General features: G+C 65.6%; 17 protein-coding genes. 9 read left to right on the top strand and 8 right to left on the bottom strand.

What is annotated here, in order from left to right; genetic code table 11:
* Window positions 1-7 precede the first annotated feature (7 nt).
* A complete protein-coding gene (locus tag XI05_RS12865) occupies window positions 8-2,158 on the top strand; it encodes an adenylate/guanylate cyclase domain-containing protein (protein WP_271502001.1) in 2,151 nt (716 codons plus the stop codon).
* Window positions 2,159-2,214: 56 nt separating this feature from the next.
* Here XI05_RS12865 and pobA read toward each other — a convergent pair whose 3' ends face one another.
* Complete coding sequence (pobA, locus tag XI05_RS12860; RefSeq protein ID WP_271501999.1) at window positions 2,215-3,387, bottom strand: 4-hydroxybenzoate 3-monooxygenase; 1,173 nt, start codon at window positions 3,385-3,387, stop codon at window positions 2,215-2,217.
* Window positions 3,388-3,437: 50 nt separating this feature from the next.
* On the opposite strand from pobA, the gene XI05_RS12855 reads away from it, so the two are divergent.
* Both XI05_RS12855 and XI05_RS12850 read left to right on the top strand, forming a co-directional pair.
* Window positions 3,438-4,343: a helix-turn-helix domain-containing protein gene (locus tag XI05_RS12855; RefSeq protein ID WP_271501997.1), complete on the top strand. Its 906-nt coding sequence runs from the start codon at window positions 3,438-3,440 to the stop codon at window positions 4,341-4,343.
* A gap of 309 nt (window positions 4,344-4,652) precedes the next feature.
* Complete coding sequence (locus XI05_RS12850) at window positions 4,653-5,264, top strand: LabA-like NYN domain-containing protein (RefSeq protein WP_271501995.1); 612 nt, start codon at window positions 4,653-4,655, stop codon at window positions 5,262-5,264.
* A 24-nt stretch (window positions 5,265-5,288) separates the two neighbouring features.
* Here XI05_RS12850 and pcaG read toward each other — a convergent pair whose 3' ends face one another.
* The gene (gene pcaG, locus XI05_RS12845; RefSeq protein WP_271501993.1) at window positions 5,289-5,915 is read right to left on the bottom strand and encodes a protocatechuate 3,4-dioxygenase subunit alpha; all 627 of its coding nucleotides are present in this window, start codon (window positions 5,913-5,915) and stop codon (window positions 5,289-5,291) included.
* 4 nt (window positions 5,916-5,919) lie between these two features.
* Window positions 5,920-6,708, bottom strand: coding sequence for a protocatechuate 3,4-dioxygenase subunit beta (gene pcaH / locus XI05_RS12840; protein WP_271501992.1), 789 nt, complete (start codon window positions 6,706-6,708; stop codon window positions 5,920-5,922).
* Window positions 6,709-6,800: 92 nt separating this feature from the next.
* Here pcaH and XI05_RS12835 point away from each other — a divergent pair, with 92 nt between their 5' ends.
* The 4 genes from XI05_RS12835 (at window position 6,801) to XI05_RS12820 (ending at window position 13,646) form a co-directional block, all read left to right on the top strand.
* Window positions 6,801-7,730: a LysR family transcriptional regulator gene (locus XI05_RS12835; protein ID WP_271501991.1), complete on the top strand. Its 930-nt coding sequence runs from the start codon at window positions 6,801-6,803 to the stop codon at window positions 7,728-7,730.
* 118 nt (window positions 7,731-7,848) lie between these two features.
* Entirely contained in the window at window positions 7,849-9,153 is a 1,305-nt protein-coding gene (gene pncB, locus XI05_RS12830) for a nicotinate phosphoribosyltransferase (protein WP_172785713.1), read from the top strand.
* Window positions 9,154-9,396: 243 nt separating this feature from the next.
* Window positions 9,397-10,710, top strand: coding sequence for a GGDEF domain-containing protein (locus tag XI05_RS12825; RefSeq protein ID WP_271501990.1), 1,314 nt, complete (start codon window positions 9,397-9,399; stop codon window positions 10,708-10,710).
* A 359-nt stretch (window positions 10,711-11,069) separates the two neighbouring features.
* Window positions 11,070-13,646: an autotransporter outer membrane beta-barrel domain-containing protein gene (locus XI05_RS12820; protein ID WP_271501989.1), complete on the top strand. Its 2,577-nt coding sequence runs from the start codon at window positions 11,070-11,072 to the stop codon at window positions 13,644-13,646.
* 10 nt (window positions 13,647-13,656) lie between these two features.
* Here XI05_RS12820 and XI05_RS12815 read toward each other — a convergent pair whose 3' ends face one another.
* Window positions 13,657-14,292: a TetR/AcrR family transcriptional regulator gene (locus XI05_RS12815; RefSeq protein ID WP_271502071.1), complete on the bottom strand. Its 636-nt coding sequence runs from the start codon at window positions 14,290-14,292 to the stop codon at window positions 13,657-13,659.
* Window positions 14,293-14,960: 668 nt separating this feature from the next.
* Here XI05_RS12815 and XI05_RS12810 point away from each other — a divergent pair.
* Complete coding sequence (locus XI05_RS12810; protein ID WP_271501987.1) at window positions 14,961-18,365, top strand: acyl-[ACP]--phospholipid O-acyltransferase; 3,405 nt, start codon at window positions 14,961-14,963, stop codon at window positions 18,363-18,365.
* 36 nt (window positions 18,366-18,401) lie between these two features.
* Here the strand turns inward: XI05_RS12810 and tcuB are convergent, their stop codons facing one another.
* Entirely contained in the window at window positions 18,402-19,502 is a 1,101-nt protein-coding gene (tcuB, locus tag XI05_RS12805; protein WP_271501985.1) for a tricarballylate utilization 4Fe-4S protein TcuB, read from the bottom strand.
* Window positions 19,489-20,880, bottom strand: coding sequence for an FAD-dependent tricarballylate dehydrogenase TcuA (tcuA, locus tag XI05_RS12800; protein WP_271501983.1), 1,392 nt, complete (start codon window positions 20,878-20,880; stop codon window positions 19,489-19,491). The genes tcuB and tcuA overlap by 14 nt, the downstream gene beginning before the upstream one ends.
* Window positions 20,881-21,028: 148 nt before the next feature.
* On the opposite strand from tcuA, the gene XI05_RS12795 reads away from it, so the two are divergent.
* Window positions 21,029-21,724, top strand: a complete 696-nt coding sequence (locus XI05_RS12795; RefSeq protein WP_271501982.1) for a GntR family transcriptional regulator — start codon at window positions 21,029-21,031, stop codon at window positions 21,722-21,724.
* A gap of 16 nt (window positions 21,725-21,740) precedes the next feature.
* Here XI05_RS12795 and XI05_RS12790 read toward each other — a convergent pair whose 3' ends face one another.
* Together XI05_RS12790 and ybaK are read right to left on the bottom strand one after the other, a co-directional pair.
* A complete protein-coding gene (locus tag XI05_RS12790) occupies window positions 21,741-22,826 on the bottom strand; it encodes a HupE/UreJ family protein (protein ID WP_271501981.1) in 1,086 nt (361 codons plus the stop codon).
* Between the two features lie 18 nt (window positions 22,827-22,844).
* A complete protein-coding gene (ybaK, locus tag XI05_RS12785; protein WP_271501980.1) occupies window positions 22,845-23,318 on the bottom strand; it encodes a Cys-tRNA(Pro) deacylase in 474 nt (157 codons plus the stop codon).
* Window positions 23,319-23,390: the final 72 nt, after the last annotated feature.

The raw sequence follows: 23,390 nt of genomic DNA, 5'->3' as shown, positions 1-23,390 counted from the left end.
CGGGGCGATGCGGCGGATCGGGGGACGGGACATCGTTGCGGCGATTCTGATCGCGCTCCTTGCGGGCGCGATCTTCACGTCCCCGCCGCTGCAGACGCTGCAAGGCCTCTCGCTCGACATCCTCACCGCGCTGCGCGGCAAGCTCATCGGCGAGCGCCGCGATCCCGCGACATCGCCGGTTGTCGTCGTGGCCATCGACGGCGAAACCTACGAGACTCCGCCGTTCAAGGGATCGCCGACGCAGACCTGGACGCGCGAGATCGGCCGGGTGCTCGGCAGCATCAGCGACGGCGGCGCCAAGGTGATCGGCTTCGACGTCATCTTCAAGAACTCGATCGAGCAGTCCGAGATTCCCTTTGGCGACACATCGTTTGGCAGCCGTGTGAGGGGATTTGACCGGGACTATCTGATCGCGCTGCGGCAGATCTCGGACAATGGCAAGCTGGTGCTCGGCGAGATCCTGAGCAACGACCATCCAGAACCGCCCTACCGTGCGCAGCAGCTGGCGGTGCGAAACAACGTCCGTGCGCTCAATGTCCACACCGATACGGACGATGTCATCCGGCGGATGCCGCTCACCTTCGACATCGACGGCAAGCCGGTGCCCGCAATGGCGGTCGAGCTCGCCGCCCGCGCGCTCGGCGCCAAGCTCGAGATTGCGCCATCCGGTGCGGCCGAGCTATCCGGCTACGCGATCCCGAGCGCCGTGCCGAACACGCTGACGCTCAACTTCCGCGGCCTCAGCCGCGACGTTCCGACCTTCTCCTTTGCCGATCTGCGCGCCTGCGTCGAAAAAGGCGATCGCGATTTCTTCCGGCGCGCCTTCGAGGGCAAGGTCGTTCTGCTCGGGACCGTCCTCAACTTCGAGGATCGCAAGCTCACCTCGATGCGACTGTCCGGCGGCCATGACGGCACACCGTCGGCACGATGTGCCCTGCCCGCGCCCGCCAGCACCGCGCAAAAGGCCCGCAGCGACGTCGCCGGTGTGTTCGTGCACGCCGCTGCGGTCCGAAACCTGATCAAGCGCGATGCCGTGACCGAGCTCGGCTTCCCCGCGCGGACCCTTCTCACGATCGCGTTCGCGGCCATCATCGCCTGCGCGGCCGGCATGCTCGCACCGAGTGGCGCGCTGATCGCCTGGCTCGGCCTCACCATCGTCTACCTGGTCGTTGCCGTCGGCGCATTCGTCCACGCCTTGGCGCTGCCGCTGACCGAGCCGGCGCTCGCCAGCCTTGCCGCGCTCGCGATCATGATCGGCTATCGCTTCGTGCTGGCCGACCGCGACGAGCGCTTCCTGCGCAAGAGCTTTGCCCTTTACCTCGCGCCCGAGGTGATCGAGACCATGGTCGCCTCCGGCAAGATGCCGGCGCTCGGCGGCGAGACTCGCAACGTCACGATGTTCTTCTCCGACCTCAGCGGATTCTCGTCGATCGCCGAGACGATGACGCCGGGCGAGTTGGTGACGCTGATGAACGAATATCTGTCCGCCATGACCGACATCATCGAAGGCCATGGCGGTTACGTCGACAAATATATCGGGGATTCCATCGTCGCCATGTTCGGCGCACCGGTCGACGATCCCGCTCACGCGCGCAACGCGGTGCGTGCCGCGCTGAAGTGCCACGACAAGCTCGCCGAGCTCAATGCCGGCCATCCCGCCTTCGCCGGTCACGGCCTGTCGCACCGCATCGGGCTCAACAGCGGCGAAGCCGTGGTCGGCAATATCGGCTCGCGGCGCCGCTTCAACTATACCGTGATGAGCGACACCGTGAACGTCGCCTCGCGCCTCGAGGGCGCCAACAAATATTACGGCACCGCGATCATGGCCTCCGAAACCACGATGGCGCAGACCGGCGATAGCTTCGCCTGGCGCGAGCTCGATGCGATCAGGGTGCAGGGCCGCGGCGAGGCGATCAGGGTGTTCGAGCCGCTGGCGGAAATCGGCGCGCAAAGCGCCGAGCAGGCGAAGGTAGCCGCAGCATATGCGGAAGGGCTGGCGTGCTGGCGGGCACGGGAGTTTGCGAAGGCGGCCGATGCGTTCGGGCGGACGGCGGAGAGCGATCCTGCGTCAGCACTTTTTGCGAAGCGCGCCCAAGCATTCACTGCCAGTCCGCCGCCGCCGGACTGGACACCCGTGAATGCGCTGGAGGGAAAGTAGCGGTTCTTACCCTCCCCTGGAGGGGCCCCTCCAGGGGAGGGTGAAGAGAGGCCGCGTTAAAACGGCAGCCCCGTGTAATTCTCCGCAAGCAGCCGCTGCGCCGTCTCGGACGAGAGCAGATAGTCGAGCTCGGTCTGCTGCAGCCGATCCTCATATTCGATGCGGTCGGGGAAGCGGTGCAGCATCATCGTCATCCACCAGGAGAAGCGTTGTGCCTTCCAGATCCGCGCGAGCGCCTTGGCGGAATAGCCCTCGAGACCGGCATCGTCGCCGCTCTGATAATGCGCGAGCAGCGTGTGATAGAGATAGTAGATGTCGGACGCGGCGCTGTTCAGCCCGCGCGCGCCGGTCGGCGGCACGATGTGCGCGGCATCGCCGGCGAGGAACAGGCGGCCATAGCTCATCGGTTCGGCGACGAAGCTGCGCAGGGGTGCGATGCTCTTCTCGATCGACGGGCCGGTGATCAGGCGGCCGGCGACCTCGTCCGGCAGGCGGCGCTTCAGCTCGGCCCAGAACGCATCGTCGCTCCAGTCCTCCACCTTGTCCGTCAGTGGCACCTGGATGTAATAGCGGCTCAGCACCTGCGAGCGCAGCGAGCACAGCGCAAAGCCGCGCTCGTGCTTCACATAGATCAGCTCGGGCGATACCGGCTTCGTGCGCGACAGCACCCCGAGCCAGCCGAACGGATAGACCTTCTCATATTCGCGCAGCACGTCCTTCGGGATCGACTTGCGGCTGACGCCATGGAAACCGTCGGCGCCGACGACGTAGTCGCAATCGACGCGGATCGTCTGCCCGTTCGAGCGATACGTCACATATGGCCGATCCGACGTCAGATCGTGCGGCGTGACGTCCTCGGCATTGTGCACGACCTTGCCGCCGACCCGGTCGCGCGCCTCGTAGAGATCGCGCGTCAGCTCGGTCTGGCCGTAGACCAGCACCGAATTGCCGCCGGAATGCTTGTGCAGGTCGATATGCGACAGCACGCCGTCATGGGCGATCTCGAACCCGTTGTGGATCTCGCCCTCGCGGTCCATCCGCTCGCCGCACTGCGCCTCGCGCATCAGCTTCGCAAAGCCGTGCTCGAGCACGCCGGCGCGGATCCGGGCCAGCACGTGGTCGCGGCTGTATTTCTCCAGCAGGATGGTGTCGATGCCCTTGAGGTGCAGCAGCTGGGACAGCAGCAGCCCGGACGGCCCGCCGCCGATGATACAGACCTGCACTTTCATTTTTGCGTCCTCCCGTCGGCATTTTTTTGCATATTCTACGCCGCAGACCGATGGAGGGTTTCGCCTTTGTCTTGTACTATTCGAACATGAGAAGCGCGGTCCCCGCCCCGGCGATCCGGGTCTACAATCTGTTCGGCGAGTCCGGCGATCTGCCTGACGTCGTGCATTGCGAGACGATCGCGTCGCGTTCGGTGCTGCACGACTGGACGCTGGCCGTGCACCGCCATGCCCGCTTGCACCAGGTGCTGCTGATCGAGCGCGGTGGCGGCGAGGCGACGCTCGACGGGCGCGTGGTGCCGCTGAGGCCGATGCAGATCGTCAACGTGCCGGTCGGCCACGTCCACGGCTTCCGCTTCGAGCCCGATACGCAAGGATGGGTGTTGACCATCGCCGCCGAGATTCTCGATGAGGCGCTGCTGGCCGCCGAGGGCCTGCGCGGTGCGCTGTCGCGGTCGGCGGTGGTGCGCGGCACGCCGCAGATCCGCGCCACCATGAAACAGATCTTCGCCGAGCACGCCGCGCGCGACTTCGGCCGTGCGCATGTGCTCCGCGCCCTGTCGTCGGCCATGATCGGGCTGGTGGCGCGCGCGCTCACGGGCGAGAGCGGCGGCAACGGCACCGCGGAAAGCGGGTTGTTCCGCCGCTTCGAAGCGCTGCTGGAGCAGCATCATCTGGAGCGCTGGAGCGTCGCCGGCTATGCCAGGGCGCTGTCGGTGACACCGACGCATCTCAACCGGATCACGCGGGCGGCGACCGGGGACACCGCCTCGCATCTGATCCTCAACCGCCTGATCCGCGAGGCGCGGCGCAACCTCGTCTACACCAACCTGCCGGTCTCGACGATCGCCTACGCCCTCGGCTTCGACGACCCCGCCTATTTCAGCCGGGTCTACGCCGCCGCCACGGGCGTGTCGCCACGCGCGTTTCGCGCGCGGCTCCATGGCGGCGAAGGCTGACGCGCCGCGGAACCGCGATATCTCTCGTTGCCACTACCTTCGTATATAGCGCCCCATCCTTTGGATAGAGGCGCCTTACCTCCGTACAATTGAGCGGGGCATGCCCAGGCCCTAGCGTGACGGCATTCGGCGCCCTGGCGCTGGTGGCATGCAACCTCCCTACCCTCGGCGCAAGGCGGCCAACCCTGTCCGGTCGTCTGCGCCGCTTTTTCGGCAAGCCATCGGCGCGCTGAGGTATTTTCCTGCCGACACGCCGCGCCATTTCGGCTGGACGGTCGGCTTTCGCGCCGAACCCGGGAGTTGTGGATAATGTCTTCGCTTGGGAAGAGCGCGCTCTTCATCGACGGCTCCAATTTCCATGCCACCGCCAAGGCGCTCGGCTTCGAGATCGATTACAGACGCCTGCTCTGTGAATTTCAAAGCCGAGCTACGCTGTTACGGGCTTTCTACTACACGACCATCATCGAGGATCAGGAATATTCGTCGATCCGCCCCTTGATCGATTGGCTCGACTACAACGGCTTCACCGTCGTCACCAAGCTCACCAAGGAGTTCATCGACGCCACCACCGGCCGCCGCAAGGTGAAGGGCAGCATGGATGTCGACCTTGCCGTGAGCGCGATGGAGCTCGCCCAGCACGTCGATCAGATCGTGTTGTGCTCGGGCGATGGGGACTTCCGTTCGCTGGTCGAGGCCTTGCAACGCCGTGGTGTCCGCGTGACCGTCGTCTCCACACTCTCCACTCAGCCGCCCATGGTCGCCGACGACCTGCGCCGGCAGGCCGACGCATTCATCGATTTGGTGGAGCTGAAACCAAAAGTGGGGCGCGATCCACCCGATCGGCCGGGATCGCGCGAGGTGCGGCAGCCGCCGCAATTCCTCGCGCGCGGAACGATCAAGCGCGACGACCAGGTGGAATGATCGGAGGACGGCCGCCCCGGCGCCTCACACGTCGAAGAACACCGTCTCCTCCGGCCCCTGCAGATTGATCGTGAAGGCGTACACGGTCTTGCCGGCACGCTCGCTGCGGGTTGCGATCAATGTCTTGCGGCGCGCCGGCTGCTCGATCAGGTTGAGCACGGGATCGGCGGCGTTGGCCGCATCTTCGTCCGAGAAATAGAGCCGCGTGTTGAGGCCGATGTTGATGCCGCGCGCGACGATCCAGATATTGACGTGCGGCGCGCATTTGCGGCCCGTCCTGTCGGTGATCGCGCCCGGTTTGATGGTCTCGAAGGTGACGAGGCCGCTGTCGAAGTCGGACCCGGCGCGGCCCCAGCCGCGAAACTCGTCGTCCAGCGCGCCGGCCGAGCGATCGGCCGGATGGTTGTAGCGGCCGGCCGCATTGGCCTGCCAGATCTCCAGCAGCACGTCGCGCAGCGGCGTGCCGGCGCCGTCGAGCACCTTGCCCTCCAGCGTGATGCGTTCGCCCCTGGTGTTCGGCGTCACCAGCACGTTGGAGAAGTTCTTCTCGAAGATGTCGAAGCCGGCCATGGCCGGGATCAGGCCGATATGGACGTAGGGCCCGGCGGTCTGCGAGGCGGTTTCCTTGAGGTAGTTGAGCGGCTGCGGCATGGGCCTAGTTCCCCGCGGTGCGATTTTCGAAATAGGTGGAGCGCTGGCCGCGCAGCACGATGTCGAAGCGGTAGGCGAGCGAGTCGAACGGCGTCGAGGCGTTGAGGTCGAGCGGCGCGACGAGGCGGTCGAGCGCGTCCTTGTCCGGAATCGTCGTTAGGATCGGGCAGACCGGGATCAGCGGATCGCCCTCGAAATACATCTGCGTGATCAGCCGCTGCGCAAAGCCCGAGCCGAACACCGAGAAGTGGATATGGGCGGGGCGCCAGCTGTTGACGTAGTTGCGCCAGGGATAGGGACCCGGCTTCACGGTGCGGAAATAATAGTACCCGGTGTCGTCGGTGAGCGCACGGCCGCAGCCGCCGAAGTTGGGATCGATCGGCGCCAGATAGGTGTCCTTCCTGTGCCGGTAGCGGCCGCCGGCATTGGCCTGCCAGAACTCGACCAGCGTGTTCGGAATGCCGCGACCGGTCTCGTCCAGCACGCGGCCGTGGACGATGATGCGCTCGCCGACGGGATCGCCATCCTTGGCGTAATTGCGGATCAAATCGTTGTCGAGCGGGCCGAGATCATTATGCCCGAACACCGGCCCTGACATCTCCGAGATCGAGTTCTCAAGGGACAGCAGCGACTGGCGCGGCGAGCGCAGCACCGAGGACTTGTAGCCTGGCGCATGTGCCGGCGGATGGATCGCGCGGTCGCGCTGGAAGAAGCCGCCGTCGCCGAGCGGCGGCGTGAACGGCTCGGGACGGTTGAGGCGGGGATCCCGCAAGGCTGGCGCCTGGGCATTCATCGGCGTTGTCTCTCCCTGGGAGCCCGGGGTCGGGCCCGGCTTATCGGGAGAGCATGAGCCACCCTATTCTCAAGATAAATAGATGAATTATAATGAATTACATGAAGGAAATCGATCATTTGGCCCTCGACGGCCACGCCCTCGAACTGTTCCTGGCCGTGCTGGAGGAGGGATCGGTCACCGCGGCGGCGACGCGGCTCGGCCTGACGCAATCGGCCGTGAGCCACGCCCTGAACAAGCTGCGGCGCATTGCCGGCGATCCGCTGTTCGCCAAGTCCGGCCGCGGCATCGTCGCGACGGCTCATGCCCAGGCGCTGGCCGGCAAGGCACGCGCGCTGATCGACGAGATGCGCAGCTTTGCCGGCGGCGTCAGCTTCGCGCCGGAGGAGGCTCAGCTGTCGCTGACGATCGCCGCCAACGACTTCCAGCGCGACCTGCTGCTGCCGCGGTTCTTCGATCACGTCGCCGCACGAGTGAAGAGCCTGAACCTGCGCGTGATCCCCTCGCAATCGCCCTCGCCGGCGATGCTGCGCGAGAACCGCTGCGACCTCCTGATCACGCCGCTGCCGCCCTCCGGCGTCGACATCGTGCAGAAGCGGCTGCTGAGGGATGACTACGTCTGTTACTACGACGCAAAGGCACGTGCCGCGCCGGCCAGCCGCAATGCCTATCTCGCGGCGCGTCACATCACCGTGGTCTATACCGACAATGAGCGGCTCGACTTCGACCGCCGGCTGGCGGCGAACGGGCTTCATCGCGACATCGCGATCTCGGTGCCGAGCTTCTCCGGCGTGCCGTCCTTCCTGCGCGGCTCGCAGATGCTGGCGAGCATGCCGAGCCTGCTCGCCTCCGCCGTGATGCGCGGCTTTGCGCAAACGCCGATCCCGCTGGCGTCCCGCACGAAGACCCTGGCCGAGCTGCCGATGTTCATGGTCTGGCACCAGCGCTACCAGAAGGACCCGGCCCATCGCTGGGTCAGGAACCAGCTCGAGGCCGTCGCTGCGACGGCCGCCAAGTCCTGACCTCCAGTTCTCAAGTCCTGATATTCTCAAGAGTCCTGATATCAGGTTCCGCGCTTCGTGGGGACTGCCCTTCCCAAACCCACTGGTTGCGCCGGGGGAGCCGCGCTAAAATCCCCTCATGACAGTGACTGACATTGCGAGCCGGACCTACAATCACAGCTGGCGGCTGGATCCCATCATCCGCAGCCTGCTCGATACCGACTTCTACAAACTATTGATGTTGCAGATGATTCGGGAGGATTACCCGGATCAGCAGGTGACCTTCTCGGTCATCAACCGCTCGCGCCATGTGCGGCTTGCCGAGATCATCGACGAGGGCGAGCTGCGCGCCCAGCTCGACCATGCCCGCACCATCCGCTTCACCAAGAAAGAGCTGATCTGGCTGGCCGGTAACACCTTCTACGGCAAAACCCATATGTTCTCGGCGGATTTCATCCGCTGGCTGGCGGAATTCCGCCTGCCCGAGTACGAGCTGCGCAAGGTTGAGGGCCAGTACGAGCTGCATTTCCACGGCCCCTGGACCCACACCACGATGTGGGAGATTCCGGCACTTGCGATCCTCAACGAGCTGCGTTCGCGTGCGGCCATGAAGGGCCGCGGCCGCTTCGAGCTCGACGTGCTCTACGCCCGCGCCAAGGCCAAGCTGTGGACCAAGGTCGAACGGCTGCGCCAGCTCGAGGGCCTGCGGCTCTCCGACTTCGGCACGCGCCGCCGTCACGGGTTCCTCTGGCAGCGCTGGTGCGTCGAGGCGGTGAAGGAAGGCCTCGGCCCCTCCTTCATCGGCACCTCCAACGTGCTGCTCGCCATGGACAACGATCTCGAAGCCATCGGCACCAACGCGCACGAGCTGCCGATGGTGGCGGCCGCGCTCGCCAGGGATGACGAGGAATTACGCTGGGCGCCCTACCGCATTCTCGACCAATGGCGCCAGACCTATGGCGGCAATCTGCTGATCGCGCTGCCCGACGCCTTCGGCAGCAAGGCGTTCCTGCGCGATGCGCCGGAATGGGTCGCCGATTGGACCGGCTTCCGCCCCGACAGCGCGCCGCCGATCCAGGCCGGCGAGGAGATCATCGCCTGGTGGGAAAAGAAGGGCCGCAACCCCAAGGACAAGCTGCTCGTCTTCTCCGACGCGATGGATGTCGGCTCGATCGAGGACACCTATCGCCACTTCGCAGGGCGCGTGCGGCTCTCCTTCGGCTGGGGCACCAATCTCACCAACGACTTCGTCGGCTGCACACCGGACGGCTCGATCAGCCTCGATCCGATCTCGCTGGTCTGCAAGGTCTCGTCTGTCGACGGCCGTCCGGCTGTCAAGCTCTCCGACAATCCGGAGAAGGCGACCGGCCTGCCCTCGGAGATCGCGCGTTACCTGCGCGTGTTCGGCGACGCCGGTCGCGTGCGCAAGCCGGTGCTGGTGTAGCCCCTCGCCAATTCTCTCCATCGGGTAAATCGCGCATGACGAATGCGCGGCAACGTTCGTCGATGCCGCGCCAGTTCCCCGTTCACCGCATTTGAAGCGAGTTGCTGGCGCCTGCTTCACAACGGCTTCACCCTGGTACGGAGTCCTCCGCGCCTTTCAGGTCGAGTTAAGCAACCATCTCGTCTACTTTGCGTTGCAGGCGCAACGCCCCTGCCGGGCGCGTCGATCGACTTGGGGACTAATGTGTTTCGCAGAACAGCGGCGTCGGCGAAGGGCGGCAACTTCCTTCACGTCATCAAGCTCGTCTTGCCTTTCGTGATGGTCGTCCTGCTGCAGGCGGCGATTGCCGGATTCAGCCTCGAGGTGATGTCGTCGGTCCGCGCCTATGTCGCCGGCGAAGCACTCTGGTCACGCTCGCAGAAGAATGCCGTCTATTTCCTCAATCTCTATCTGCATTCGGGCGAACCGAGCCAGTTCGCGCAATATCAGGCTTCACTCGCCGTTCCCATCGGCGACGAGTTCGCGCGCTGGGCGCTCGAGCGCGATCCGGTCGACGTCGAGGCCGCCCGCATCGGCTTTCTGCAAGGCGGCAACCATCCCGACGATGTCCCGGGTTTGATCTGGCTGTTTCGCTATTTCAACCGCGTCAGCTTCCTCCAGGACGCGATCAGGGAATGGGCCGCCACCGACCCCATGCTGCTGGAGCTCAGCGTGTTCGGCGAGGTCATCCGATCCGAGCTGGAGAAAGGTCCCATTCAGGACGACGGCCGCCTGCAATTCCTGTCGTCGCGGCTGTCGGAGCTCAATGCCCAGTTCACGGTGCATGCCAAGCGGTTCTCCACCGTCCTCGGCGAAGGCTCCCGCGCGATCAAGCTGACGCTGACGGGCATCAATGTCCTCACCGCCGCGATGCTGATCCTGCTCCTGATCTGGCATACGCGGCGGCTGGTGCTGCAACGGCAGTCATTCGAAGACGCCTTGCATGCCGAGAAGGAGCGGCTGGCCTGGCAGGCATCGCACGATTGGCTGACCGGCCTTTGCAACCGCCGCGCCTTCGAGGCGCGCCTGCAAAGCGAGCTGGACAATGCCGCAGCGGGTGCGCTCGCCCTCATCCTGATCGACCTCGACCAGTTCAAGAGCGTCAACGACAGCTGCGGCCATCTCGCCGGCGACCGCCTGCTCTGCCAGGTCTCGCGCCTGCTACAACAGGACCGGCATGTGCATGATCTGGTGGCCCGGCTCGGCGGTGACGAATTCGGCCTGATCCTGCCGCGATGCTCCCCCTTCGATGCCGTCGACATCGCCGAGCGCCTGCGCCGGTCGCTGGAGCGTTTCAATTTCACCTGGGACGACCGCGGCTTTGCCGTGACCGCCAGCATCGGGGTCGCCTGCATCGCCGACGGCAACATCACGCTCGAGGATGCGATGCGGCGCGCGGATGCCGCCTGCTACCGCGCCAAGGAAAAGGGACGCAACCGCGTTCAGGTCGAGAGCGGAAAACCGGACGTCGTCGTGGTCGCGCACCGGCCGCGCGAGGTCATCGCTGCAAAGGGCTGATTGCCGCCTAGCCCCCAAATTCATCTCCAGCGCCATCGCAATCAGGTTGAGGTGCCTCAGGCCCACCGAAGGCGCCCCGATCCATCCCGGCGCGCCCGACAATGCGGTGACGCAGCACAGTTGTGACGCTGCGGCCACATCGCTCCGAAAAAGCGGCGCCCTTCGCATTCGGACACGTCGCATTGCGCCCCGGTCCACGATGGCCGGAACCTCCCTCGCTAAGCATGGCTGCGCCCGATGCTGCGGGTGCGAATCCACCCGGATCGCGCCGCGAGAGGAGTTTGGAAGTGCCTTGGAATGATTTGATTGCCCCGCGCAATATCGTCCGCTCAACGACGTCCAGGCGGCGCGCGCTGCTCTTGAGCACTACGATCGGTGCCCTGGGCAGCGCGTTGCCGGGGTTCATCACGCCGGCACAGGCGGTGTGTGTGGTGACCGGGAGCGGCACGCTAACGACGCTTCAATCGGGCGATTCAATTACCTGCGTCGGGAGCAACACCCGGATCAAAACGGCAGCCGTGGTCACCGGCGTCACCGTCAACATCGGGGACGGCACTACCGCGACCACGGTGAGCGATCCCACCTTTGCGAGTATATTTCTTCAGTTCGCATCCAACAGCGCAGTCAGGGTCTTCGGCAACGCGTCGATCACATCGAGCAGCAACGACGGCATCGACGTGAGCGGTGGAGGCAACAACACCATAACGATCGATGCCGGGGCGGTGGTTGCATCGACAGCCTTTCCCTCGTCGAGCATCGCCCTCGCCAATTCGAGCAACAACGTTGTCGAGATCGCCGGCACGGTGGGAAGCGGCGCCCTCGGAGCTATCGGAATCAGCATCGGCGCTGGAGCGGCGAACAACCAGGTGAACATCTCGTCGAGCGGCCTCGTGAAGTCAGGCAATGTCGCTGCCATCGATCTCAGCGGCGCGGCTGACGGCAACGTCATCAACAACGCCGGCACGATCTCGAGCGTCGGCACAGCAATTACGGGCTCGAACAGTCAAGACACCATCGTCAATTCGGGCGCGATCAGCAGCAGCGGGGTCAGCACCGCTGTCGACCTCAAAGACGGGAGCGACGTCTTCGAACTGCGTGCCGGATCGAACGTCATGGGATATGTCAAAGCCGGCAACGGATTGGACACGCTGCGCCTGGGCGGGACTGTCAACAGTACTTTCGACCTCGCCACATTCGGCTTCACCAGCCAGTTCCAGGAATTCGAGGTTCTGGAAAAGACCGGCAGCTCCGCCTGGACGCTGACGGGCATCACGATGGACGCGGCCGCCATGGTCGTCCAGACCGGCACCCTCATCGTCAACGGCTCGATGCCCAACATCGGGACGGTCGTCAGCGGCGGCACGCTCAGTGGCAGCGGCACGATCGGATCACTCACAGTGGTGTCGGGCGGCAGGGTCGCGCCCGGCAATCTCGGTCAGCTCGTCGTCAACACCAATGCGGCGTTCCAGTCAGGGTCGACCTACGCGATCTCGGTCAATGCGGCCGGGCAATCAGACAAGATTGCCGCCGTGAGCGCGACGCTGACCGGCGGCACCGTCGCCGTCACCACACTTGCAGGCGCCTACAACCCCTCGACACAGTATACCATCCTCAGCACGACGGCTGGCCTCACCGGCAGCTTCGCGGGCGTGACCGTCAGCGGATACAATCCGCAGCTGTTCGCGTCCTCCCTCAGCTATGACGGATTCAACGTTTTCCTGACGCTCAACTACAACAACGCCGCGTTCCTCTCCATCGCACAGACGCAAAACCAAAAGGAAGTGGCCGGCGCGCTGAGCGCATTCGGCCCCAATCTGCCCTTCCTCTCGTCTTTCGCAGGGCAAAGCGACGCCCACCTCCGCTACAATCTCGATCAGCTCTCGGGCGAAGCTGCCACCGGCGCGCAGCAGGGCGCGTTGCAGTTCACGAGCCAGTTCCTCGGCCTCATGCTCGATCCGTTCGTGAGCGGACGCGGTACCACGAGCGCCAGCGACACTGCGCTCGGCTTCAGCCCCGAGCGCGCCGCGCTGCCGGAGGATATTGCCCTCGCCTACAACAAGGTTCTGGGCGCCCCGCCGAAGGCGCCGACCTTTGCCGAGCGCTGGACCGCCTGGGGCGCGGCGTTCGGCGGCACCAATCGCACCAGCGGCGACCCGGTCGTGATCGGCAGCCACGACCTCAGCGCCCGCGCGGCCGGCGTCGCGGCCGGCGCCGACTACCATTTCAGCCGCGACGCGCTGGTCGGCTTCGCGCTCTCGGGCGGCGGCACCAAATGGGATCTTGCGCAGGCAATCGGCGGCGGCAAGAGCGAGGCGATGCAGCTCGGCGTCTACACCGCGGTGCGTAGCGGTCCGGCCTATTTCGCGGCTTCGCTCGCCGTGGCCAATCATTGGATGTCGACGGACCGCCTGGCACCGTTCGGCAACCAGCTCACCGCAAAGTTCGATGCTCAGACCGTCGGCGGCCGCATCGAGGGCGGCTATCGCTTCGCCACGCCGATCGGCGGCTTCACGCCCTACGCGGCTGCGCAGGCGCAGGCATTTCGCACGCCGACCTATACCGAGACTGATCCGGCCGGCAGCGGATTTGGCCTGACCTATCAGGGACGCACGGCCTCCCACACGAGGAATGAGTTCGGCGCACGCTTCGACCGGGCGACGCTGGTCTCGCCCAGTGCGGTCCTGACGCTACGGGCTCGCGCCGCGTGGGCCCATGATTGGGTGAGCGATCCGACGCTCGTCGCCGCGTTCCAGGCTCTGCCCGGCGCCAGCTTCATCGTCAATGGCGCGACGCCGGCGAAAGACGCTGCCCTCGCATCCGCCGGTGCCGAGCTGAAATTTTCGAACGGTGTTGCCCTGTCGGCCAAGTTCGACGGCGAGCTCGCGGCTCACAGCACCACTTATTCCGGCACCGCGAGCCTGCGCTACACCTGGTAGCGGCGGCGCCTCATCGAGACAGCCCTGCACCGACCGGCAGAATGCCGAGACCTCTGAGATGGGTGTCGACGAACTGTTCGATCTGCTGGCGCAGCATCTGCGACGGCACCGCCACCATGCGCTCCTCGAGGCCGAGCGAGATGATGCCATGCACGGCGGAAAACAGCGTGCGCGACAGCAGCGCGATCTTCACGTCATCCGCATCCGGCAATAGCCGCACCAAGGGCGGATGCATCAGCGCGAACGCATCCATCACCATCTGGAGGATATCGTCCGGATAGGGGCGATCGTCCTCCATCCGATGCTCGAACAGGGAGCGCAGCAGATTGGCGTGCGCGGCGAAGAAGTCGAGATAGGTCTCGGCGAGCCCATAGAGCTGGCGAACCGGATCCTCGGCAGGAACAGCCCGGAGCCGGGCTGTGAGCGCCTGAACCGTTTCCCGGTTCACCGTCAGGATGACCCCGTCGAAGTCGCCGAACTCGTTATAGATGCTGCCAACCGAGCAGCCGGCCGCCTCCGCGACGTCCCGAACCTTCAATGATCTCAGCCCCTTAGCTGAGATGATGCCGCGCGCAATCTCGACGATCTGGAGCCGGCGCCGAAATTTTTTCTGGTCGCGTCGCGATTCTTCTTGAACATTGTTCATTTTCAAGCTACTCATGTGAACATTGTTCAATCTAACCTGAAGACCTGGAAAATGCAAACCCTTGCTGTCGATCTCGTCACCACCTTCGCCGATGACGCCGCTGCCCTCGCAACCGGGCTCGGCCGCGCCCTGCTGCGGTTCGCCATGGCGCCGATCAATCGCATCGCCACGGCCTGCGACGTTGCGGGCGTGCTCGCCGAGCGCCGGGCGACCTTCCGGATGTGGCGAGCGAGCCGCGCCCGTGCGCGCCAGGAGCGGCGGCGGTTCAGCCTGCTCGGCCGCCTCTCGCCGTTTCGCCACCTCGCCCATCTCACCTGAGGCGCGCGGGTCGGTTCGAATGCAAGCGCCGGCTGCAAGGATGGACTCACCATGTCTGGACCTGCGCGGCCGATCCGGCGGATTTCAGCGATGCGGTTCAGCTTTTCCTTCATCGCCCGGCGCCATATCCGGGCGAGTGAGGCTGCTCCCGCCCGGGTCCGCCGCGACCTCGACCAGATATTTGCGAACCTAACGAGACCAATTGAAGACCAACAGGATCGGAGGGACCGAGGGGACAGAGCAGGCCAGCAACTTCGTTGCCGCGCAATCGTTCGCCCCATGCGCTTCCGGTCGTGACGTTTCACAGACACGCAACAGTCTCAGGCTGCCTTTTTGGAACAGGACTAGTCATGATCAGGGAATTGATGTCGTCACGCCGCTTCGCGCCGTTGTTCTGGGCGCAATTCTTCTCGGCGCTCAATGACAACGTGCTCAAGAACGCACTCGTCATCATTCTGCTGTACAGCGCGGCGACCGGCCATGGCGATGCGCTGGTGACGGTCGCAGGTGCCGTCTTCATCTTCCCCTACTTCATCCTGTCCGGGCTCGGCGGCCAGCTCGCCGACAAATACGTCAAATCCGTCGTCGCAAGGCGGCTCAAATTCGCCGAGATTTTTGCCGCGGCCTTCGCCGCTGCCGGCTTCTTCCTGCATTCGGTGCCGCTCTTGTTCGCCGCGCTCGCGCTGTTCGGCACCATCGCCGCCCTGTTTGGACCCGTGAAATACGCGATGCTGCCGGACCAGCTGGAGCTCGGCGAGCTCGCGACCGGCAACGCGCTGGTCGAAGGCGCGACCTTCATGGCGATCCTGCTCGGCACCGTCGCCGGCGGCCAGTTCGTGGCCGGCTCCGCGCATATGGGCTGGGTCGCATCGGCCGTGGTCGTGCTGGCCGTGTTGTCCTGGGCGTTCGCCTCCCGCATTCCGCAGACGACGCCCTCCGCGCCCGAGCTGCCCGTCGATGCCAATCCCTGGACCTCGACGGTGAGCCTGCTCAGGACGCTCCATGCCGACCATCGCCTCTGGGACGGCACCGTGATCGTCTCCTGGTTCTGGCTGGTCGGCGCCATCGTGTTGTCGCTGCTGCCGGCTCTGATCAAGGAGGTCGTCGGCGGCACCGAGGGCGTGGTGACGCTGTGCCTTGCCATCTTCGCGATCGGCATCGCCATCGGCTCGCTGTTTGCCGCCAGCCTCAGCCATGTTCGCCCGAACCTGGCGCTGGTGCCGATCGGCGCCATCATCATGGGTTTTGCCGGCCTCGATCTCGCCTGGGCGATCGGCGTCACCGCCAAGGGGCAGGACATCACCGCGCTCGGCTTCGCCACCTCGTTCGCCGGCTTGCGCATGCTGGCCGACTTCGTCGCCTTCGCGTTCGGCGGCGGCCTGTTCGTCGTTCCGTCCTTTGCCGCGGTCCAGGCCTGGTCCGAACCTTCCGAGCGCGCCCGCATCATCGCCGCCGGCAACGTGCTGCAGGCCGCCTTCATGGTGGTCGGCTCGCTGTTCGTCGCGCTGCTGCAGGCGGCCGGTCTCCATGTCGGCTGGATCTTCTTCGGCCTCGGCGTCGCCAGCTTCGGCGCGGTGTGGTTCGTGCTGACCAAGTGGGGCAAGGAAGGTGTGCGCGATGCCGGCGGGCTGCTGTTCCGCGCCCTGTTCCGTACCGAGGTGCGGGGGCTCGAAAACCTGCCGCCTCCGGGAACGCGCATGCTGATCGCCCCCAACCATGTCAGCCTGATCGACGGCCCGCTGCTGCACGCCGTGCTGCCGATCGACGCGAGCTTTGCGGTCGACACCGGCATCGCCAAGGCTTGGTGGGCCAAGCCGTTCCTGCGCGTCGTCAAGCACTACACCATGGACCCGACCAAGCCGCTGGCTGCGCGCGACCTGATCAAGCTCGTCGCCGCGGGCGAGCCTGTCGTGATCTTCCCGGAAGGACGGATCACCGTCTCAGGCTCGCTGATGAAGGTGTATGACGGCACCGCGATGATCGCGGACAAGGCCGACGCTGTGGTCGTACCCGTCCGCATCGAAGGCGCGCAGCGCTCCTATCTCAGCTATCTCAACTCCAGCCAGATCAAGCGGTCCTGGTTTCCGCGCGTGACGGTCACCATCCTGCCACCGGTCAAGCTTCCGGTCGACCAAGCGCTCAAGGGCAAGGCACGCCGCAACGCCGCCGGCGCCGCGCTGCAGGACGTCATGATCGACGCTCTCGTCAAGAACGCCATGCTCGACCACACGCTGTTCGAAGCCCTCGGACACGCCTATCGCGACCGCGATACCGGCAAGGTCATCATCGAGGACGCGCTCGGCACCAAGCTCACCTATCGCAAGCTGATCCTGGGCGCGCAGGTGCTGAGCCGGAAGCTGGAGAGCGGCACAGCAATCGGCGAGAATGTCGGCGTGCTGCTGCCGAACTCCGCTGGCGTCGCGGTCGTCTTCATGGCGCTGCAGAACCTCGGCCGGGTGCCGGCGATGCTCAACTTCTCGGCCGGCCCGGTCAGCGTGCTCGCCGCCATGAAGGCTGCGCAAGTCAAGACGGTGCTGACCTCGAAGGCCTTCATCGAGAAGGGCAAGCTCGACAAGCTGATGGCTGCGATCTCGGCCGAAGCGCGCGTGGTCTATCTCGAGGACGTCCGCGCCTCGATCGGCACCGCCGACAAGATCAAGGGCCTGCTCGCCGGCACGACGCCGCGGGTGCCACGCCAGGCCAACGATCCCGCCGTCGTGCTGTTCACCTCGGGCTCGGAAGGCACGCCGAAGGGCGTCGTGCTGTCCCACCGCAACATCCTCGCCAACGCGGCGCAGGCGCTGGCCCGGGTCGATGCCAATGCCAACGACAAGGTGTTCAACGTGCTGCCGGTGTTCCACTCCTTCGGGCTGACCGGCGGAATGATGATGCCGCTGCTGGCGGGCATTCCGATTTACATGTATCCCTCGCCGCTGCATTACAGGATCGTGCCCGAGCTGATCTACCAGACCGGCGCGACGATCCTGTTCGGCACCGACACGTTCCTCACCGGCTATGCCCGCTCGGCGCACGCTTACGACTTCCGCACCCTGCGCCTCGTGATCGCCGGCGCCGAGGCGGTCAAGGACCGCACGCGGCAGGTGTTCATGGAGCGCTACGGCATCCGCATCCTCGAAGGCTACGGCGTCACCGAGACGGCGCCGGTGCTGGCGATGAACACGCCGATGGCCAACCGCCCCGGCACCGTCGGCCGTCTCTCGCCGCTGATGGAAAGCCGCCTCGATCCGGTCCCCGGCATCGAGGACGGCGGACGCCTCTCGGTGCGCGGCCCGAACGTGATGCTCGGTTACCTCAGGGCCGAAAATCCCGGCGCGCTCGAAGTGCTCCCCGACGGCTGGCACGACACCGGCGACATCGTTTCGATCGACCCGGCCGGGTTCATCACCATCAAGGGCCGCGCCAAGCGCTTTGCCAAGATCGCGGGCGAGATGGTCTCGCTGTCGGCCGTCGAAGCCATCGCGGCGGCGCTGTGGCCGCAGGCGAGCTCGGTCGCGGTCTCGATCCCCGACCAGCGCAAGGGCGAGCGCATCGTGCTGCTGACCACGGAGAAGAATGCCGAACGCAGTGCGATGCAGGCCCAGGCCAAGACCATCGGCGCGTCCGAGCTAACCGTGCCTGCGACGATCATGGTGGTCGACAAGGTGCCGCTGCTCGGCACCGGCAAGACCGATTACGTCACGGCGACGGCAATGGCCCGCGAGCAGGCGTCAGCGCCAGAGCGCGACGTGGCGTAGGAGGTTCACCGGGCCCCGAGACGGGCGGTGCGCGGGTCACGCCGCCGTCCGCCGCTCCTGCGCGTAACGCACCAGCGCGGCAAAGCGATAGATGCCGTGCACGAACTTGCCGTAGGGCATGGTGATGAACAATGCGAACACGGCGCCGAGATGCAGCGCGAGCAACGGTCCCATCGCGGCGGTCTCGCGCAGCACCAGCAGCAGCACGCCCGTGACGCCCGTCAGGAACAGCATGGCGATGAAGCCGACATCCATGCCGTAGCTGAACTCGTCGAGCAGCGCGGGATCGTGCCGCATCTTGGCGGCGAACAGGCCGATCGGCCCGACGATCAGGCCGATGCCGCCGAGCGTGCCGAGCACCACGGGCAGGTCCCACCACGGATACGGCGCCTCGCGGCCGAGCAGATAGTGATAAAGCGTCGCAACAGAGGTCGCTGCGAAGCACAGGATGAAGCCGTAGAAGGTCAGGTGGTGATAGAGCTTGCGCCGGTCGGTGGGCTTGTCGTCCTCATTGTAGCAACCGACGCCGCCGCCATGGAGATAGCGCAGCTCGCCGGCATCGCGGATCGCCTGAAAGATCGAGCCGCCATCGGCACGGTTGCCGATGGGCGCGCCGATGTCGCGCCAGAACGCGCGTACGCTCATGACGAGGGCGATGATCGCGTACAGGAATGCGGCGCCAAACAGTGCGGCCATCGCGTTGTGCGGCATCAGCTTGTAGAAGGCGCCGGGCCCGGTGTGCACGCCGAACAACACGCCGCGGTCATTCAAGGCGGCAAAGCCGAGAATGAAGGCCGCCATGCTGAGCGCGGCGACGATGCTGATGACGAGGCCGTTGCGTGCGAAGGCGCCGGAGAGCGCCTGCGGCCAGGCATAGGCGGCGTAGGACTCGGCACGCGCGACAGCAAGCGTCTTTGGGACGTTAACGTTGAACTCGTGCGGCGGCGAGAACTGGCAGTCGACGTAGCAGGCGCCGCAGGCATGGCAGAGATTGGCGAGATAGTTGAGATCGCCGTCGGAGAAGGCGCGGCGCATCTCCATGGCGGGAAACACCGCGCACAGGCCCTCGCAATAGCGGCAGGAATTGCAGACCGTCATCAGACGGTCGGCTTCGTCCAAAATCCTAGTTCCGTGCATGTTTCGCCGCTTCCCGTCCTGCGATCCGCCCGAACACGCTGCCAATGGTCATGCCCATGCCGGCGGCGTATCCCTTGCCGAGCACGTTGCCGGCCATGATCTCGCCGGCCGCGAACATGTTGGCGGACGGCTTGCCGTCCTTCATCAGCATGCGCGCCTCCTTGTTCACCCGCGTGCCGAGATAGGTGAAGGTGATGCCGGGCCGCACCGGATAAGCGAGAAAAGGCGGCGTCTCGATCCGGCGCGCCCAGTGCGTCTTGGGGGGTGTGATACCCTCCGTCACGCAATCATCCAGAATGGTGTGGTCGAAGGTCCCGGGCCGCACCGCGGCGTTGAATTCGGTGATGGTCTTCTCCAACGCGACCGGATCGAGCTCGAGCTTGCCGGCGAGCTCCGCGATCGTCTGCCCGGCAATCGGCGGAAACAGCGTCGGCATGAAGCTGGTGACGACGGTGGAATCAAAGATGATGAAGGCGATCTGGTCGGGCTGCGCCGCGACCAGGCGTCCCCAGATCGCGTAGCGCTTCGGCCAGATGTCCTCGCCCTCGTCGTAGAAGCGCTGCGCGTGCTTATTGACGACGATGCCGAATACCACGGAGTCATGGCGCGTGATGATGCCGCCGTCGAATTTCGGCGCGCGGGCATCGATCGCGACCGCATGACATTGGGTGGGATCGCCGACCTCCTGCACGCCCTTGTCGAGCAGCATCTTCAGGATCGAGCCGCGGTTATAGGGCGTGCCGCGGATCAGGAAATTGTCGGCGGCCTCGCCCCAATATTGCTTGAGCCATTCGATGTTGGCCTCGAATCCGCCGGCCGCGGCAACCAGCGAGGCGGCGCGGATCTCGGTCTCGCCCCTGATCGGCCGCTTGAGGCGCGCGGCGAGGAACATGCCGTCCTCGATCACGAGGTCGGTGACCTCGGCGTCGTATTCGACGGCGACGCCGAGCCGCTCCGCGGTGAGATACAGCGCGTTCAGCATCGCCCGGCCACCGCCGAGGAAGAAGGAGTTGGTGCGGCCGAGGCTCAGCGTACCGCCGAGGGAAGGCTGCCAGCGCACGCCCTGCTCCACGATCCAGTTGAGGATGTCCTTGGATTCGCGGATCATGTGGCGCGCCAGCACCTCGTCGGTCTGCCCGCCGGTGACGCGCAGCAGGTCCTCCCAAAACTCCTCCTCGGTGTAGGGGCCGGTCAGGATTTCGGTCGCCGCGTCATGGGCGCAGCGCATGTTGCGGGTGTGGCGGGTGTTGCCGCCGCGGTAGAATTTTGGCGCGCCTTCGAGCACGAGCACGGACGCGCCGCCGCGCCGCGCGCTGATCGCCGCGCACAGGGCCGCATTGCCGCCGCCGATCACCAGCACGTCGTATTTGCTGCTCATCCCGTCTGCCCGATGCGGCGAAGTTGGAGACATTCTGCCCGCCGGCGGTCTCGATCGCGCCGATCCGCCATTGCGTACCTTTGTATACAAAGATATACATAGATCGCGCAAGCGGCATCTGCATGGGCAGGAGACGCATCGAGGGACAATGGCCAGACGCCCGGCAAATTCAGGTGGGACGATCACGCGCGGCGGCGGCGTTGCGCTCGGCGAAGCCGTGTTCCGCTCGCTGTGCGAGGCGCTCCAGGCCGGCAGCTATCGCGCCGGCGACCGTCTGCGCGAGGAAGAGGTCGCCCAGCGGCTGAAGGTCAGTCGCACGCCGGTGAGGGAGGCGCTGGGCCGGCTCGCCGCGCGCGGCTTCGTCGCGCCTGCCGGCGGCCGCGGGCTGATCGTCCGCAATCTCGACATCTCCGAGGTGCTCGAGCTCTACGCCATGCGCGAGATCATGGAAGGTGCCGCCGCGCGCCTCGCCGCCGAGCATGGCTCAGCGCCGGAGATCGACGCGCTCCGCGATATCGAGCAGGCCTTTGTCGAGGCATCCGCGACCGACGCCGCCGAGATGGCAAAAGAAATGGCAAGGCTCAACCGCGCCTTCCACGAGGCCATATGCCGCGCGGCGCGCAACCGCTATCTCGACAACGCCTCGCGGGAATTGCAAGATTGGATCGCCCTGCTCGGCCCGACCACCTTCACGGTCACAGGCCGTCCCAAGACGAGTCACGGCGAGCACCAGGCCATCATTGCAGCCATCGCCGGGCGCGACGGCGACAAGGCTGAGAAGTTGGCGCGTGCGCATATCCGCGAGGCGCTGCGCTGCCGGCTCAAACTGTTGCAGAAGCAATAGCCGATCGCCGACGCGATCACGCCTCGAACACACGCCTCAGCAGCCAATATCCGCCCAGAAGACCGATCCCGCCGGACATGGCGTACACCACCCCCGCCGCCCGCACCGGCTGCTCCCGGCCGACCGCGGTCAGCCTGTCCAACACGCCGAGCGCCGGCAACATCAGCGCGACGATCGCGATCTGCCCGATCTCGACGCCGACATTGAAGGCGGCCAGCGCCGGAACGATCGCATCAGGCGGCAAGCCGATCTCGCGAAGCGCGCCGGCGAAGCCGAAGCCGTGGATCAAGCCGAACAGAAAAGCCACCCGCCAACGCCTGTCGACGTCGCGCGAAAAGAAGTTCTCGACGGCGACGAACACGATCGAAGCCGCAATCGCGGGCTCCACGATGCGGCTCGGGATGACCAGGATGTTCAACGCCGCCAGCGACAACGTCAAGGAATGCGCGATGGTGAAGGCGGTGACGATCTTGATGACCGGAACGAGCCTCTGTGCCCACAGGACGACTGCAACCAGAAATGCGATGTGATCGTAGCCGAGGAAGATGTGCTCGATCCCCGTCACGAGATAGCGCTGCGCGGTCGAGACCAGCGATGGTGGCGCGGTGGAGAGCGTGACCGTCGTCGCGGTGGCGTCGAGCAAGGCCTGAGCCTCGGACTTTCCTTGCGCGATCAGCACCACCTGGCGCGCCGTCTTGTCCTGCTCGGTCAGCACCGTGGAGCGATAGACGATGTCGCCGGTCACGTTCGCGCAGGCAAAGCTGTTGCGATAGACGATGCCGTCACCGTCCGCCAGGATCGCTGCATTTCCGGCGGAGCAGGCCCTGGCACCTCCTGTAACAGCCAGATGCGTGCCCATATAGGCGAGGATCGCGGGCTTGGCCGCTTCGACGGCGGCGGGATCGACCGCATCCCGCCTCGCATCATAAATCTTCGTGCCGAACAGGCGGTCGACATCGCTGCCCTTCAATCCGAGCTCGGCGCTCACCGTGCGATCGGGACTCAGCGCCACCCGTGCCGTGATGAGGTTGACCTCATGTGCCTCCGCCGGAAGCGCGAGGCCGAGCAGCACCGCGAGCCACGCCAGGAGCGGCCGCCTCATGATCCCGCTCCATCGCGCTCACGCCAGCACATCCGCCACGGCCGCCTTCAGAACATCCCGCACATCGGTAGGCTTCAGCCGGACCTGCAAGCCGCGCTGGCCGCCATTGAGATAGACCAGGTCATGGGCGAGCGCGCTCTGCTCGATCACGGTGCGCACAGGCTTGCGCTGCCCGAACGGGCTGATGCCGCCGACCTTGTAGCCGGTGACGCGCTCGGCTTCGGGCGGCTTCATCATCTGGGCCGACTTGCCGCTCGCCGCCGCCGCCAGCTTCTTCATCGAGACCTCCTGGTCGGACGGCACGACCACGCAGACCGGCTTGCCGTCGACCAGCGCCATCAGCGTCTTCAGGACGCGCGCCGGATCCTCGCCGAGCGCGGCCGCTGCCTGGAGCCCGATGCTCTCGGCGTCGGGATCATAGTCATAGGTGTGAACGGTGAAGGCAACACCGGCGGCTGCGAGTGCGCGTGTGGCGGGGGTGACTTTGGACATGGACGGTATTTAGCACCGTCATTGCGGGGAGCGAAGCGACGTGGGAAAGTCGGCACCACACATTCCCTGTCA

This window comes from Bradyrhizobium sp. CCBAU 11357, assembly GCF_028128865.1.
In the GTDB taxonomy this organism is placed as follows: domain Bacteria; phylum Pseudomonadota; class Alphaproteobacteria; order Rhizobiales; family Xanthobacteraceae; genus Bradyrhizobium.
This window is presented reverse-complemented; position numbering and strand designations above follow the sequence as displayed.

What these genes read in the sequence shown, in the direction of transcription:
- XI05_RS12865 (WP_271502001.1), top strand. Translation starts at nt 8, where the DNA reads ATGCGGCGGATCGGGGGACGGGACATCGTTGCGGCGATTCTGATCGCG.
- pobA (WP_271501999.1), bottom strand. Translation starts at nt 3,387, where the DNA reads ATGAAAGTGCAGGTCTGTATCATCGGCGGCGGGCCGTCCGGGCTGCTG.
- XI05_RS12855 (WP_271501997.1), top strand. Translation starts at nt 3,438, where the DNA reads ATGGAGGGTTTCGCCTTTGTCTTGTACTATTCGAACATGAGAAGCGCG.
- XI05_RS12850 (WP_271501995.1), top strand. Translation starts at nt 4,653, where the DNA reads ATGTCTTCGCTTGGGAAGAGCGCGCTCTTCATCGACGGCTCCAATTTC.
- pcaG (WP_271501993.1), bottom strand. Translation starts at nt 5,915, where the DNA reads ATGCCGCAGCCGCTCAACTACCTCAAGGAAACCGCCTCGCAGACCGCC.
- pcaH (WP_271501992.1), bottom strand. Translation starts at nt 6,708, where the DNA reads ATGAATGCCCAGGCGCCAGCCTTGCGGGATCCCCGCCTCAACCGTCCC.
- XI05_RS12835 (WP_271501991.1), top strand. Translation starts at nt 6,801, where the DNA reads ATGAATTACATGAAGGAAATCGATCATTTGGCCCTCGACGGCCACGCC.
- pncB (WP_172785713.1), top strand. Translation starts at nt 7,849, where the DNA reads ATGACAGTGACTGACATTGCGAGCCGGACCTACAATCACAGCTGGCGG.
- XI05_RS12815 (WP_271502071.1), bottom strand. Translation starts at nt 14,292, where the DNA reads ATGAACAATGTTCAAGAAGAATCGCGACGCGACCAGAAAAAATTTCGG.
- XI05_RS12810 (WP_271501987.1), top strand. Translation starts at nt 14,961, where the DNA reads ATGATCAGGGAATTGATGTCGTCACGCCGCTTCGCGCCGTTGTTCTGG.
- tcuB (WP_271501985.1), bottom strand. Translation starts at nt 19,502, where the DNA reads ATGCACGGAACTAGGATTTTGGACGAAGCCGACCGTCTGATGACGGTC.
- tcuA (WP_271501983.1), bottom strand. Translation starts at nt 20,880, where the DNA reads ATGAGCAGCAAATACGACGTGCTGGTGATCGGCGGCGGCAATGCGGCC.
- XI05_RS12795 (WP_271501982.1), top strand. Translation starts at nt 21,029, where the DNA reads ATGGCCAGACGCCCGGCAAATTCAGGTGGGACGATCACGCGCGGCGGC.
- XI05_RS12790 (WP_271501981.1), bottom strand. Translation starts at nt 22,826, where the DNA reads ATGAGGCGGCCGCTCCTGGCGTGGCTCGCGGTGCTGCTCGGCCTCGCG.
- ybaK (WP_271501980.1), bottom strand. Translation starts at nt 23,318, where the DNA reads ATGTCCAAAGTCACCCCCGCCACACGCGCACTCGCAGCCGCCGGTGTT.